At 73.3% G+C, this 13,136-nt stretch carries 14 protein-coding genes; 3 read left to right on the top strand and 11 right to left on the bottom strand.

The features are described 5' to 3' along the window. Positions 1–64: 64 nt before the first annotated feature. From AMETH_RS23700 to AMETH_RS23685, 4 genes are all read right to left on the bottom strand, one after another. Positions 65–1,582, bottom strand: a complete 1,518-nt coding sequence (locus AMETH_RS23700) for an alpha/beta hydrolase (protein ID WP_026153305.1) — start codon at positions 1,580–1,582, stop codon at positions 65–67. Between the two features lie 83 nt (positions 1,583–1,665). Continuing rightward, on the bottom strand, positions 1,666–1,929 hold the full coding sequence (locus AMETH_RS40740) for a hypothetical protein (protein ID WP_017983653.1): 264 nt from the start codon (positions 1,927–1,929) through the stop codon (positions 1,666–1,668). Positions 1,930–2,095: 166 nt separating this feature from the next. Continuing rightward, positions 2,096–3,169, bottom strand: a complete 1,074-nt coding sequence (locus tag AMETH_RS23690) for an ATP-dependent DNA ligase (protein ID WP_017983652.1) — start codon at positions 3,167–3,169, stop codon at positions 2,096–2,098. A gap of 9 nt (positions 3,170–3,178) precedes the next feature. Next, complete coding sequence (locus AMETH_RS23685; RefSeq protein ID WP_017983651.1) at positions 3,179–3,934, bottom strand: pyrimidine reductase family protein; 756 nt, start codon at positions 3,932–3,934, stop codon at positions 3,179–3,181. A gap of 108 nt (positions 3,935–4,042) precedes the next feature. Between AMETH_RS23685 and zapE the strand changes: the two genes are divergently transcribed. Then, entirely contained in the window at positions 4,043–5,071 is a 1,029-nt protein-coding gene (gene zapE / locus AMETH_RS23680; protein WP_017983650.1) for a cell division protein ZapE, read from the top strand. Here the strand turns inward: zapE and AMETH_RS37255 are convergent. From AMETH_RS37255 to AMETH_RS23645, 7 genes are all read right to left on the bottom strand, one after another. Further along, positions 4,974–5,609 (bottom strand): phosphatase PAP2 family protein, encoded by a 636-nt coding sequence (locus AMETH_RS37255; protein ID WP_081617587.1) that lies wholly within the window; start codon positions 5,607–5,609, stop codon positions 4,974–4,976. The genes zapE and AMETH_RS37255 overlap by 98 nt on opposite strands. Before the next feature lie 3 nt (positions 5,610–5,612). Beyond that, positions 5,613–6,986, bottom strand: coding sequence for a DUF2252 domain-containing protein (locus AMETH_RS23670; RefSeq protein WP_017983647.1), 1,374 nt, complete (start codon positions 6,984–6,986; stop codon positions 5,613–5,615). 119 nt (positions 6,987–7,105) lie between these two features. Continuing rightward, a complete protein-coding gene (gene rocD, locus AMETH_RS23665) occupies positions 7,106–8,311 on the bottom strand; it encodes an ornithine--oxo-acid transaminase (protein ID WP_017983646.1) in 1,206 nt (401 codons plus the stop codon). A 106-nt stretch (positions 8,312–8,417) separates the two neighbouring features. Then, complete coding sequence (locus tag AMETH_RS23660; protein ID WP_017983645.1) at positions 8,418–8,690, bottom strand: YciI family protein; 273 nt, start codon at positions 8,688–8,690, stop codon at positions 8,418–8,420. Then, positions 8,687–9,169: an SRPBCC domain-containing protein gene (locus AMETH_RS23655; RefSeq protein WP_017983644.1), complete on the bottom strand. Its 483-nt coding sequence runs from the start codon at positions 9,167–9,169 to the stop codon at positions 8,687–8,689. The genes AMETH_RS23660 and AMETH_RS23655 overlap by 4 nt, the downstream gene beginning before the upstream one ends. After that, entirely contained in the window at positions 9,166–9,516 is a 351-nt protein-coding gene (locus AMETH_RS23650; RefSeq protein WP_017983643.1) for an ArsR/SmtB family transcription factor, read from the bottom strand. Before AMETH_RS23650 ends, AMETH_RS23655 begins: the two co-directional genes overlap by 4 nt. Before the next feature lie 8 nt (positions 9,517–9,524). Beyond that, the gene (locus tag AMETH_RS23645) at positions 9,525–9,872 is read right to left on the bottom strand and encodes a VOC family protein (protein ID WP_017983642.1); all 348 of its coding nucleotides are present in this window, start codon (positions 9,870–9,872) and stop codon (positions 9,525–9,527) included. 102 nt (positions 9,873–9,974) lie between these two features. Between AMETH_RS23645 and AMETH_RS23640 the strand changes: the two genes are divergently transcribed. Next, on the top strand, positions 9,975–12,059 hold the full coding sequence (locus tag AMETH_RS23640) for a S9 family peptidase (RefSeq protein WP_017983641.1): 2,085 nt from the start codon (positions 9,975–9,977) through the stop codon (positions 12,057–12,059). Next, positions 12,056–13,006 carry an LLM class F420-dependent oxidoreductase gene (locus tag AMETH_RS23635; RefSeq protein WP_017983640.1) on the top strand — a complete coding sequence of 317 codons (951 nt, stop codon included), beginning with the start codon at positions 12,056–12,058 and terminating at the stop codon, positions 13,004–13,006. Before AMETH_RS23640 ends, AMETH_RS23635 begins: the two co-directional genes overlap by 4 nt. Positions 13,007–13,136: the final 130 nt, after the last annotated feature.

The following is a 13,136-nucleotide window of genomic DNA, read 5'->3' as shown; positions in this document are numbered from 1 at the left end:
ACTCCCAGTACTCAGTGGTCCGGCGGATGGAGGACAAGCCTAAACGGGGGCCGCGCAGGGTCCCCTACGCGGGGCAGAGCGTGCCGTCGGCGGGGACCTTCCCGTCGACCAGGAACGCCCGCACCGCCTCGGCCGCGCACGGTGAGCCGAGCGCCCCGTGCCCGGCGCCCTGCCACGCGACGCGCACCGCGCTCGGTATCTGCTGCGCCGCCCGCACCGTGCCGGTTTCCGGCGTGCCCGGGTCGGTCAGGGTGCTGGTGACCAGGACCGGCGGCAACCCGGACGTGCCCAGCGTCGGCAGCGACTCGGTGCGCGCCGGCCAGGGCAGGCACCACGCGAGCCGCTGCGTCACCAGCCCGCCGAAGACGGGGTAGCGGCCGCGCAGCTGCGTGGTCAGCCCGGCGATCTGGTCGGCGGGCATCCGCACGACGGTGTCGTTGCACTCGGTGGCCAGCGTGGCGTCGAGGCGGGACGGCGCGACGTCCGAGCCGTTGAGCATCGGCGAGACGAACGCGGCGAGCCCGCGGACGTCGCCACCGCGGCCGGCGTCCAGCGCGCCGGCCAGCTCGCTCCAGCGGGCGCGGTCGGCGAGCCCGGTGACCACGGCCCGCAGTGCCGTGCCCGCGCCGAACACCGCACCGCCCGGCAGGACCTGCGGGGCCGCGCGCAGCCGCTCCACCACGGCGTTCACCGTCGCGGCCGCGTCCTGGCCGACGGCGCGGCCGTAGGCGTCGAGGGTGGCCTGCTGCGCGGCGGCCAGGTCGCCGAGCACCGTGACCGTGTCGCTGGACGGGTCCGGGATACCGTCCATCACGAACCGGCCGACGCGGTCCGGGAACCGGGCGGCGTAGGAGATGAGCACCTGCGAGCCCTCGCCGTGGGCGAGCGCGTGCAGCTTCGGCACACCCAGCTCACCGCGGATTTCTTCGAGGTCGCCGGCGGTGCGCCAGCTGTCGAAGGACTGCTGTGCGCCGCCGAGGTCGATCGCGCACTGCTGCCCGGCCTTGCGGGCGGCGTCCAGCAGCGGTTCGAGGTCGTCGTCGGCCGGGTCCTGGTTGAGCAGCTGGCTGCGGGTGTCCTCGGGCACGCACGACAGCGGGTCGGACTCGCCGGTGCCGCGCCGGTCCACCCCGATCAGCGAAAACCGCTGCAGCAGCGCGGGCGGCAGTGTCGACGCGAGCCGCGCGGCGTAGAGGGTGCCGGGCTCGCCCGCGACGTCGTTGACCACGACCAGCGGGATCGCGCCGTGGCCGGCCTTGAGGACGGACACGCGCGTCTGCACGCGGCCCGGCAGCGCCGGGTTGTCCAGTGTGGACATCACGGTGCCGCAGCTGAACCGCAGGTAGCCCGGCGCCTCGGCGCCGAGGCGGTTGCGGGTCTGGGCGTCGCAGTCGGTCCAGTCGAGCGCGGGCGAACGCGGCTCGGTCAGCGGCGGCAGCGGCACCTCCGTGGCGGAGCTGGCCGGCGCGGAGGACACCGGCTCGTCGTTCTCCACGACCGGCGGCCGTTTCGACGGCCCCGCCGTGCAGCCGGCGAGGAGGGCCGGCAGCAGCACAGCGAGCACGAGACCACGGCGCGGCACGACGTTCCTCTTTCCCTTGGTGCGTGTTCGCCCCCGAGGTTCGCACGACGCCCGTTTGCCCGTGGTGAGCGGGGTCGGTGCGCTCAGGCGCCGTGGGCGGTGAACCCGCCCGCGCTGAACCCGCCGGAGCCCGCGGTCCCGGTTCCGCCGGGCGTGTGGTGGCGGGGCGCGGACGTCCGCGGGGACACCGGCGGGGCGGGTTCGGCGGACAGCCGGTCCAGCACGTGGCGGGCGGCGGCCGCCACGTACGGCACGCCGGGCTCGTCCACCGCGCTCAGCAGCATCTCGCGCAGTTCGCGCCGGTCGTAGCGGGCCACGAGCTCGGGCCGGGCGTCCAGGAGGGTCAAAGGTGACCACCCACGGCAGATCCCGGCCGTCCCGGGCGTTGCGGTCGCCCTCGGCCGCCATGACCTCCCGCATGGCGGCCCAGATCTTCTCCCGCCACAGCGGGCTGCGGTGCCACAACCAGCCGTCCCCGGCTCCGCAGCGCGTGCCGTTCCACCCGGCCTGCCATCAGCGGGTCCGCTTGACCTCGCCGTGGAAGACGGCGTCCAGGTCGTAGCGGGCGACCTCCTCCAGCTGGGCGTACGTGCACGACTCCGGCTCGCGGTCCGGGCGCCACCGGATGAACTGCGCGGTGTGCCGGAACCGCGACGGCTGGCCGCCTTCGGTGTGCTCGTAGGCGACCTCGACGACCCGTTCCGGCCGCACCGGCACCCACGGCTGCTCGGTGGAGCGCCACCGCGTGATGCCGCCGGGCAGGCGCTGCCCCTCGGTGGTGCCCTCCAGCCACGGGTGCCCGCTGCCGTCGGTGATCAGGCCGGCGAACTCGGCCGCCAGCTCCTTGCGCCGCTTCACCGGGAACGACCCCACGACACCGGGGTGGTGCAGCACGCCGTTGTCGTCGTACAGCCCGAGCAGCAGCGAGCCGACCGCCTCCCCGGGCGTGGAATCCTTGTGCCACCGCAGCCCGGCCACCACGCAGTCGGCGGTGCGCGAGTGCTTGTACTTGATCATGATCCGCTTGCCCGGCTCGTACCCGGCGTCCAGCGGCTTGCCGATGACCCCGTCCAGCCCGGCGCCCTCGAACAGCTCGAACCAGTGCCGAGCGGTCGCCGGGTCGGTGGTGGCCGGCGTGATGTTCAGGTCCTGCCCGGCGAGCTTCGCCAGGCGCTCCCGCCGCGCGCTGGTCGGCTCGCCGAGGAACGCCTCGTCGCCCAGTGCGAGCAGGTCGAACGCGACGAACGTGGCCGGCGTCTGCTCGGCGAGCAGCCGGATGCGGGACTCGGCCGGGTGGATCCGCTCGGTCAGCGCGTCGAAGTCCAGGTGTCCCTCGCGGCCGACGACCAGCTCGCCGTCCAGCACCACCCGCTCCGGCAGCCGCGGCGGCAGCTGCGCCAGCACCTCCGGGAAGTACCGGTTCAGCGGCTTCCCGGCGCGCGACTGCAGGGTCAGCTCGTCGCCGTCGCGGAAGACGAGGCAGCGGAAGCCGTCCCACTTCGGTTCGAAGAGCAGCTCGTCGGAGTCCGGGATCGACTTCGCCGGCTTCGCCAGCATCGGCTGGATCGGCGGGGTCAGCGGCAGCATGCGCCCACTTTAGAGGCGACGGCGGTACCGCAGCATCGTGAAACCGTCTTCGACCAGGATCGACGCCAGATCCATGTCCCGCGCCTCGCTGGCCATGCGGCCGATCGCGATGCGGTCCGCGCCGCCACCGGCCAGCAGCGGCGCGACGGTCAGGCACAGCTGGTCGACCAGGTCCCCGGCGACCAGTTCGCCGAACAGGTGCGGGCCGCCCTCGCAGTTGACCCGGAGCAGCCCCCGGTCGGCCAGTCCGTCCAGCGCCAGCCGCAGGTCGATGGTCTCCGCGCCCGCGATGAGGAGGTCCGCGCCCGCGTCGGCGAGCGCCTTCCGCCGGTCCGCTGGGGCGTGCTCGGTGGTGATGACGATCGGCGGCACCGTCGTGTCGGTGAACAGCGGCGCCGCCGGGTCGAGCCGGGCGCTGCCGGTGACCACGGCGATCGGCGGGACCTCGGCGAGCCCGAGCCGGGCCCGGCGCTCACGCCGTTCGGGGGTGGTGCGGGCGCCGCGGTAGTTCTCCGCGCGCACGGTGCCGGCGCCGGCCAGCACGACGTCGGCGAGCAGGCGGCCGTGGAAGAAGATCCGCTTGTCCGCGGGGCCGGACAGGCCCTCGGACCGGCCTTCCAGCGTCGAGGCGCCGTCGGCGGAGGAGGTGAAGTTGGCCTGCACGAACGGCCGGTCGAGGTCCTCCGGGTAGCCGTAGATCCGGTCCAGGTCGTCGTCGGTCACGTCGTCGAGGGGTTCGGGCCACAGGCTGCGCACGATCTCCATCACATCAGACGGTGACAGTTCGGGCGCGGCGCGGTGCTGCCGATAGCCCGCCCGTCGCCCACCACCACCCTCAACGGAGGCGCTGCGCGCCGCGGTTACGCTCTTGCAATGCCCGCGCACCTCACCGACCGGCAGCCCGAGCTGGGAGCGGACGAGCTGATCGCCGCCCTCGTGCCGCCGCCGCGCTTCGACGCCGTGCGGTTTGCCACCTACGTGCCGAACCCCGACGAGCCCAGCCAGGCGCAGGCGGTGGAGTCGTGCTCGGCGTTCGCGGCGCGCATCGAGAAGGCGGCGCCGAAGAAGTCCAAGCTGCGGTCGCTGTTCGGCGGCGGCTCGGCGCCCGCACCGGGCAAGCAGGGCCTCTACCTGGACGGCGGGTTCGGCGTCGGCAAGACCCACCTGCTCGCCTCCACCTGGCACGACGCGCCCTCGCCCAAGGCCTACGGCACGTTCGTCGAGCTGACCCACCTGGTCGGCGCGCTCGGCTTCGCCGAGGCGGTGCGGCGGCTGTCCGAGCACCGGTTGCTCGCCATCGACGAGTTCGAGCTGGACGACCCGGGCGACACGATGCTGGTCACCCGCCTGCTGCGGGAGCTGACCGACGCCGGCGTGTACGTCGCGGCGACGTCGAACACGCTGCCGGACAAGCTCGGCGAGGGCCGGTTCGCGGCCGAGGACTTCCTGCGCGAGATCCAGTCGCTGTCGTCGCGGTTCTCGGTGGTGCGGGTGGACGGGCCGGACTACCGGCACCGCGGCCTGCCGGACGCGCCGCCGCCAGTGGATGAGGAGACGCTGCTCGCGTCGGCGGAGGGCCGCGAGGGCGCGACGCTCGACGACTTCGACGCGTTGTGCGCGCACCTGGCGAAGCTGCACCCGTCCCGCTACGGCCGTCTCGTCGACGGCGTGTCGGTCGTGCACATCCGGGGTGTGCGGCCGGCGCCGGACCAGAACGTGGCGCTGCGGCTGGTCGCGTTCGCCGACCGGCTCTACGACCGGGCCATCCCGGTGGTCGTCTCCGGCGGGTCGCTCGGGGAGCTGTTCACCGAGGAGATGCTGCAGGGGGGCTACCGGAAGAAGTACCTGCGGGCGGTGAGCCGGCTGACCGCGCTGGCGCGAGACGCCGCGTCGGTGAGCTGAGCGCCACCACCACGGCGACGGCGAAGCACGCGCCGCCCGCCACGTCGGTCGGGTAGTGGTAGCCCAGCCCGACGAGCCCGATGCCCGCGACGACGAGGATCACCGCACCCACGGCGACGGTGACGGCTCGGGCGATCCCGGGCCGGGCGAGCAGCACCAGCACGGTGAGCGTGGCGACCGTGCTGACCGTGTGCCCGCTCGGATAGGCGAGGTAGTCGGACTTCATCCGGTCGAACAGCGGCTTGAGCACCCAGGTGTTGAGCGCGACCGGCGCGGCGACGCCCAGCACCGCGAGCGCCACCGCGTCCCAGCGGCGGCCGAGCGCGCAGGCGAGCACCACGATCGCGACCAGCGGCAGCAGCACGACCGGTTCGGTGGGCAGCACGAACAGGCGCAGCAGCGCGGGCTGCCCGCCGAACGCGCCGTCGATCCACGCGGTGACCGTCGCGTCGGGGCCACTCGCGGTCGTGTCGCCCGCGAACGGGACGCCGATCGCCAGTGCGGCCGCCGCGCACACGGCGACGACGGCCCACCTCACGCGTCAGTCCGTGACCGCCGGGAAGCGGCCGTTCTTGACCGCCGTGACCAGCTCGGCGTGGTCGGACTCGGTCTGGTCGGCGTAGCGCACCGCGTAGCGGCCGATGGCCTCGTCGAGCTGGTCGTCACCGTCGAAGTATCCCGCCAGCAGTCGCGGGTGGACCGAGCGGATGTGCGCGCGGGCGAGCAGCGCGCCGGCCACGCGGCCGTAGTCGTCGAGGTCCTTGCCACCCAGCTCGGTCGGCTCGATCGCGCCTTTCATGTTGCGGAACTGCCGCACGATGAACGGCCTGCCCTCGATGGTGGTCCAGCCGAGCAGGATGTCCGTCTCGGCCTGCACCAGGCGGGCGCCGTGCACGATGCGCTGGCCCTCGTGCTCGGTGCGGTGCTCCGGGAGGTACGGGGTGAGCGCGGACGGGCGGGCCTCCTTGACCTGCAGCACCAGGTCCTCGTCGGTGTTGCCGTGCAGCAGCACGACGTAGCTGCGCAACCCGACGCTGCCGGTACCGGCGACGCGGAAGGCGACGTCGGCGATGCGGTAGCGGGCGATCAGGTTACGCCGCGACTCGCGCAGGGTGTGCACATAGGACACCAGCCCGTCGGCCACGGCGTTCGCGGTCGCCTCGTCGACGTGCCGCAGCACCGGCGGGTCCTCGACGAACCGGTGGTGGCTCAGGCCGGTGGTGTGGTCGTCGATGCGCTCGGTCCACTTCGCCACGACGCGGGCGCTGGTGTTGCGGCGCGCCTTCTCGGCGGCCTCGCTGAACTCGTCGGCGAGGTCGTGTGCCTTCACCTTGGACAGCGCGTCCGCGTCGGCGAGCGCGTTCCACGAGCGCAGGAACGACGCCTCGCCGAGCTGGCGCACCACGCGCCGGTAGGACTTCACCGCGTCCTCGGCCGCGTCCCGGCAGTCCTCTTCGGACACGCCGCCTTCGCGCCCGGCGAGCACCAGGCTCGCGGCGAGGCGCTTGAGGTCCCACTCCCACGGCCCGCGGATGGTCTCGTCGAAGTCGTTGACGTCCATGACGATCTGCCCCTCCGGCGTGCCGTACAGGCCGAAGTTGGCGGCGTGCGCGTCACCGCAGATCTGGGCGGACAGTCCACTGTGCGGGGTGCCGGCCAGGTCCGCGGCCATCAGCCCGGCCGCGCCGCGGAAGAACGCGAACGGGGAGGCGATCATGCGCCCGATCCGCAGCGGGACCAGGTCGCCGAGACGCCCGGCGTTGCTGTGCTCGACGAAGTCGGCGACCGACGGCCGGTGCTCGCCGGCGGCCGCGTGGTCGTGCGCCGTCGATGGCGTGCGTGCCCCCAGCTCCCGGCCCCGCGCGTGCAGCTCCTCCGGATCGCTCAGCTCACCCGGCACCAGTGCCCGTTCCATCCCCTGCTCCCTCCGTTGCCTGCACAACGTATGGCAGCGGCGGACGGTTTCCCCGCGCCCACGCCCCCCGCTCCCGCCGGCGAGTTCCACGCTCGCGCTCGCGAGTGCCACGGCGGAGGTCAGTCGGCCAGGACCTCCTCCAGGATGTCCAGCCCGCGGTCTAGATCGGCCTCCGAAATGACCAGCGGTGGCGCCAGCCGCAGGGTCGCGCCGTGGGTTTCCTTCGCCAGCAGCCCCTTCGCGGCCAGGGCTTCGCACGCCTCGCGGCCGGAGAGCCCGCCCGGCGTGATGTCGATGCCCGCCCACAGGCCGCGGCCGCGGACCTCGGCCAGCCCGTGCCCGACCAGTTCTCCGAGCCGCGCGTGCATGCGTGCGCCCAGCTCCACCGATCGCGCCTGGAACTCGCCTGTGGACAGCAGCTTGATCACCGCCCGGCCGACCGCGCACGCCAGCGGGTTGCCGCCGAAGGTCGAGCCGTGCTCGCCCGGCTTCAGCACCCCCAGCACGTCCCGGCGGCCGACCACCGCGGACAGCGGCAGGATCCCGCCGCCCAGCGCCTTGCCCAGCGTGTAGAGGTCGGCGCGCACTCCGCTCGGCTCCAGCGCGAGCAGCGTGCCGGTGCGGGCCAGCCCGGACTGGATCTCGTCGGCGATCAGGAGCGTCCCGGCCTCGTCGCACAGCCGGCGCGCCTCGGCCAGGTACCCCTCCGGCGGCACCAGCACCCCGGCCTCGCCCTGGATCGGCTCCAGCAGCACCGCTGCGGTGCGCTCAGTGATCGCGTCGCGCAGGGCAGCCGCGTCGCCGTACTTCACGACCGTGAACCCCGGGGTGTAGGGCCCGAACCCGGCGCGCGCGGACTCGTCGGTGGAGAACGAGATGATCGTCGTGGTGCGGCCGTGGAAGTTAGACCCGGCGACCACGATCTCGGCCTGCCCGTCCGGCACGCCCTTGACCTCGTAGGCCCACTTGCGGGCGACCTTGAGCGCGGATTCGACCGCCTCCGCGCCGGAGTTCATCGGCAGCACCATCTCGGTGCCGGTCAGCTCGGCCAGCTCGCGGCAGAACGCGCCCAGCTGGTCGTGGTGGAACGCGCGCGAGGTCAGCGTGACCCGCCCGAGCTGCTCCTGCGCCGCGGCGACCAGGGCGGGGTGCCGGTGCCCGAAGTTCAGCGCCGAGTAGGCGGACAGGAAGTCGAGGTACCGGCGGCCCTCGACGTCGGTGACCCAGGCGCCGTCGGCTTCGGCGATCACCACGGGCAGCGGGTGGTAGTTGTGCGTGCTCCAGCGCTCGTCGAGCGCGATGAACTCGGCCGCGGAGGTCGTCATACCTTCAGGCTAAGGGCAGTTCAGGCCCGGAATCATCCGTCGATCGTTGCTGCGGCACGCTGATCGTTGCGCAGTTCCCGGCGATTCCGGCGGTTCGTTGCACGACTCAGGGCGCCAGTACCTCGTTCCACTTCCGGACGTACCAGTTCTTCACCACGCCGTGGCGCACGAACGGGTCGCCTGACACGAACTCCTCCGCGGCCTCGCGCGTGCGGAACACGCTGAGCGACCCGTTCACCTGCGGGTTCTCCAGAGTGCCGACGAGCAGCAGATCGCCGCGGGCGTGGAACTCGCGGATCCGCGCCGAGTGGGCGTCCATGTGCGGGGCGTCGCGCTCCAGGACGTTGTCCGCCGGTTCGTAGAACACCAGGTACTTCATGCCGCACGCTCCGCCGCCTGGGTGAGCCGGCCCAGGATCCGCGCCCAGCCCTCGGTGAACGCGCCGCCGGTGTAATCGCCGCCGAGCGCGCCGGACGCCCGCACCTGCTCGTCGCTGAGCGCCTCCCAGCCGCGGTGCTCCACCGCGACCCGGGTCAGCGCGGGGCCCAGCGCCCGGAAGGTCAGCTCGACCTCGGTGGGCGCCGGGGTGACCAGCCAGGTCATGGTGAACCGCTCCGGCGGGTCCCACGCGAGCACCTCGCCCCAGTCGTGCTCGGTGCCGTCGTCCCACGTCTCGTAGACGCGGCCGCCCGTGCGGCGCTCGAAGGTCACGTCCCGCACCCGGTCGCCGCCGCGGGAGAACGGCTCGACCGGCCACCAGACGCCGATCGTGCGGACGAACGTGTCGAAGGTGTGCGCGGCGTCGCTGCGCACGAGGGTCGCCTGCCGCACCGGCGGCCGGCTCAGGATGTCGGTCATGCCGATCCTCTCGCCGTGTCGTCTTCGCCGATCCCCCGCTCAGCTTCGACCAGCCGCCGGGCCGTGTCGAGGGATGAGGCCCACATGTCGTCGAGGAACCGCCGCAGCCCGGCGAGGCCGTCCGGGCGGGCGCGGTAGAGCCGTCGCGTGCCGTCGCGCCGCTCGTCGAGCAGTCCCGCGTTCTTCAGGACGGTGAGGTGCTGGCTGACCGCCGTGCGGCTCACGTCGAAGGACTCCGCGATCTCGCCGGCGGCCAGCTCGTCGTGGGCGACCAGCCGGAGGATCGCGCGCCGCCTGGGCTCCGCGAGCGCCCGCAGTGCCTCGTCCGTCCGGTCGTCGTCCGTCATGCCCGCTCCTACGCCCAGAGTCCGACCTGGTTGCCGTCCGGGTCGGCGAAGATGGCGAACCGCCCGAAGTCGCCGGGGAGGTCGGTGGGCGGCACCAGCCGCCTCCCGCCCAGCCGCTCCGCCCGGTCCAGGTGCGCGTCGAGGTCGTCGACGCGCGTGTAGATCTTGACGCCGGTGTCGCCGGGGCCGGTCGAGGGCCCGATCCCGCCGCCGATGCCCCCGCCCGTGTCGACGAGCGCGTAGCCGCCCATCGCCGGGTCGGCGTCGACCTGCCAGTCGAACCGCTCCGCGTAGAACTTCCGGGCCCGTTCGGCGTTCGCGCTGATCACTTCGAAGAACGCGACCTGCTGTCCCATGATCGATCCCTTTTGTCAGAATTCACTAACGTTAGCGAATCCTGACGGAAGGAGTCAACCGCCGCTCGCCAAGACCGGGCGTCGTTTGACAGAGTGCGAGGCGTGACCGACGAGCTCTCCTTCCTCCGCCAGCAGGCCCGCACCCAGCGCTTCACCCTCGGCACCCCGCGCGAGTTCCGCGTCGCACCCGACGGGTCGCGCCTGCTGTTCCTGCGTTCGGAGTCCGGCACCGACCGGCGCAACAGCCTCTGGGAACTCGACCTCACCCGGGGCGCCGAGACCAAGATCGTGGACGCCGCCGAGCTGCTGCCCGGTGAGGAGGAGCTGCCGCCGGAGGAGCGGGCCCGCCGCGAGCGCATGCGGGAGAGCGCCGGTGGCGTGGTCGGCTACGCCGTCGACGACGAGTTCCGCCTGGCCGCCTTCTCCTTGTCCGGCAAGCTCTACACCGTCGACCTGGGCAGCCGCGAGGTGACCGAACTGGTCGACACCTCGGTCGTGGACCCCCGCCCGAACCCCACCGGCACCCACATCGCCTACGTTCGCGACCGCAAGCTGCGCGTCATCGACCTCGCCACGCGCGAGGACACGGTGCTGGCAGGCGAGGACGGCGAGGACATCGCCTGGGGGCTGGCGGAGTTCATCGCCGCCGAGGAGCTGGGCCGCGCCCGCGGCTACTGGTGGTCGCCCGACGGGCAGACCCTGCTGGTCGAGCGCACCGACCGGGCGGACGTGCCCCGCTGGACCATCTCCGACCCGGCCCACCCCGAGGGCGGCGCGAACACCGTCGCGTACCCGGCGGCGGGCACCACGAACGTCGACGTCTCGCTGTCCTTCTTCGGTCTCGACGGCACCCGCGTGGACGTCGAGCGCGGCGACTGGGAGTACCTCGTCGCCGTGCACTGGTCGGCAGGCGGCCCGCCACTGCTCGCCGTGCAGCCCCGTGACCAGCGCGAACTCGCCTTCTACGCGGTGGACCCCGGCGACGGCTCCACCAAGCTGCTGCACACCGAGACCGATCCGCACTGGGTCGAGATCGTCCCCGGTGTGCCCGCCTGGACCACCGACGGGCGGCTCGTGCACGTCAGCGCCGCGGACGGCAGCTACCGGCTGGTGGTCGACGGCGAGCCGGTCACCGGGCCGGGTCTGCAGGTCCGCTCGGTGCTGCACGTCGGGGCCGAGGTCCTGTTCAGCGCGAGCGAAAGCGACCCGACGCAGATCCACGTCTACCGCACCGGCCCGGACGGCGTGACCCGGCTGTCCGACGCCGACGGCGTGCACGTGGGCGCGGGCACGGCCGAGATCACCGTGCTGTCGTCGTGGAGCCTGCGCCGCAGTGGCCCCGAAGTGACCGTGCTGCGCAACGGCCGCCCGCTCGCCGAGGTCCGGTCCTATCCGGTCGACCCGGGACTCGTGCCCGATCCGGAATGGCTCACCGTCGGCGAGCGCGGCCTGCGTGCCGCGCTGCTGCTGCCCACCGGGTACCGGCCCGGGGACGGCAAGCTGCCCGTCCTGCTCGACCCCTACGGCGGCCCGCACGCGCAGCGCGTCCTGCAGAGCCGCAACGCCTTCCTCACCTCGCAGTGGCTGGCCGACCAGGGCTTCGCGGTCCTGGTCGCGGACGGCCGCGGCACCCCGGGCCGGGGGCCGGCGTGGGAGAAGGAGATCGTGCGCGAACTGGCCGAGGTGACGCTCACCGACCAGGTGGACGCCCTGCACGCGGTCGCCGCCGACCACCCTGAGCTCGATCTGTCCCGGGTCGCGATCCGCGGCTGGTCCTACGGCGGGTACCTGTCCGCGCTGGCCGTGCTGCGCCGGCCGGACGTCTTCCACGCGGCGGTCGCGGGCGCGCCGGTCACCGACTGGTCCCTCTACGACACCCACTACACCGAGCGCTACCTCGGCGTGCCGGACGAGGAGCCGGACTCCTACGAGCGCAACTCGCTGATCGCAGGCGCGCCGGAACTGCGGCGCGCGTTGCTGATCGTGCACGGCCTCGCCGACGACAACGTGTTCGTCGCGCACGCGCTGCGACTGTCCTCGGCCCTGCTGGCCGCCGGCCGCCCGCACGTGTTCCTGCCGCTGGTCGGCGCGACCCACATGACGCCGCAGGCCGAAGAGGTCGCGGAGAACCTGATGAGGGTCCAGGTGGACTGGATCAAACGAGAGCTGGAGGCTGCTGCGCGATGAAGCGCTGGGGAATCACGATTCCGCTGACCGGGGTGCCGCTGACCGCGCACCGTGAGCTGATCGAGCGCCTGCCCGCGCTCGGCTACACCGACGCGTGGTCGGCCGAAACCGCCGGGACGGACGCGTTCTCGCCGCTGCTGCTGGCTTCGCAGTGGGCGCCGGAGCTGCGGCTGGGCACCGCGATCGTGCCGGTGTACACCCGCGGGCCCGGGTTGCTGGCGATGTCCGCGGCGACCCTGGCCGAGGCCGCGCCTGGCCGGTTCGTGCTCGGCATCGGCGCGTCCTCGCCGGTGATCGTGCAGAACTGGAACGCCGCCGAGTTCGCGAAACCGTTCGCCCGCACCAGGGACACGCTGCGGTTCCTGCGCGCCGCGCTGGCGGGGGAGAAGGTGACCGCGGAGTACGAGACCTTCTCGGTCAGCAAGTTCCGGCTCGAGCGCGCGCCGGAGCCGGCGCCGCCGATCATGCTCGCCGCGCTGCGGCCCGGCATGCTGAAGCTGGCCGCCAAGGAGGCCGACGGCGCGATCACGAACTGGCTCTCGCCTGCCGACGTCCGTCAGGTGCGCGCCGAGATCGGGCCGGACACCGAGCTGGCGGCGCGGATCTTCGTCTGCCCGACCACCGACCGTGAAGCCGCGCGCGGCCTCGGCCGGATGCTGATCAGCAGCTACCTCACCGTGCCGGTGTACGCGGCGTTCCACGACTGGCTCGGCCGCGGCGAGGCGCTCGCGCCGATGCACGAGGCGTGGCGCGCGGGCGACCGGAAACGGGCGAACGAGGTGATTCCGGACGAGGTGGTCGACGACCTGGTCGTGCACGGCAGTCCCGGGGAGTGCCGGGAGAAAGTGCAGTCCTATGTGGACAACGGGCTGACCACGCCGGTGATCGCGCTGCTGCCCACCGGCGAGGACCCGGTGCGTCAGGTGGAGGCGCTCGCGCCCCGGTGACCCGGCGCACGCCGCCGTGACCCCTTTGGCGGCATGACTAACGCTCCCCGGGCGGGCACTTTGGGAGGAACGTGCCCGCCGGGGGTGTGCCTGCGGCGCACGGTGTCCGTATCGTGGCTTAGCGTAGGCA

Source organism: Amycolatopsis methanolica 239, assembly GCF_000739085.1.
Taxonomy (GTDB): domain Bacteria; phylum Actinomycetota; class Actinomycetes; order Mycobacteriales; family Pseudonocardiaceae; genus Amycolatopsis_E; species Amycolatopsis_E methanolica.
The sequence above is the reverse complement of the archived record's forward strand: the minus strand, read 5'-3'. Positions and strand labels throughout refer to the sequence as shown.

Excerpts from the sequence above, each read along its gene's own strand:
- AMETH_RS23670 (WP_017983647.1), bottom strand. The coding sequence starts at position 6,986 with ATGGAACGGGCACTGGTGCCGGGTGAGCTGAGCGATCCGGAGGAGCTG.
- AMETH_RS23685 (WP_017983651.1), bottom strand. The coding sequence starts at position 3,934 with ATGGAGATCGTGCGCAGCCTGTGGCCCGAACCCCTCGACGACGTGACC.
- AMETH_RS23645 (WP_017983642.1), bottom strand. The coding sequence starts at position 9,872 with ATGGGACAGCAGGTCGCGTTCTTCGAAGTGATCAGCGCGAACGCCGAA.
- AMETH_RS23655 (WP_017983644.1), bottom strand. The coding sequence starts at position 9,169 with ATGACCGACATCCTGAGCCGGCCGCCGGTGCGGCAGGCGACCCTCGTG.
- AMETH_RS23635 (WP_017983640.1), top strand. The coding sequence starts at position 12,056 with ATGAAGCGCTGGGGAATCACGATTCCGCTGACCGGGGTGCCGCTGACC.
- AMETH_RS23660 (WP_017983645.1), bottom strand. The coding sequence starts at position 8,690 with ATGAAGTACCTGGTGTTCTACGAACCGGCGGACAACGTCCTGGAGCGC.
- AMETH_RS23650 (WP_017983643.1), bottom strand. The coding sequence starts at position 9,516 with ATGACGGACGACGACCGGACGGACGAGGCACTGCGGGCGCTCGCGGAG.
- AMETH_RS23690 (WP_017983652.1), bottom strand. The coding sequence starts at position 3,169 with ATGCTGCCGCTGACCCCGCCGATCCAGCCGATGCTGGCGAAGCCGGCG.
- zapE (WP_017983650.1), top strand. The coding sequence starts at position 4,043 with ATGCCCGCGCACCTCACCGACCGGCAGCCCGAGCTGGGAGCGGACGAG.
- rocD (WP_017983646.1), bottom strand. The coding sequence starts at position 8,311 with ATGACGACCTCCGCGGCCGAGTTCATCGCGCTCGACGAGCGCTGGAGC.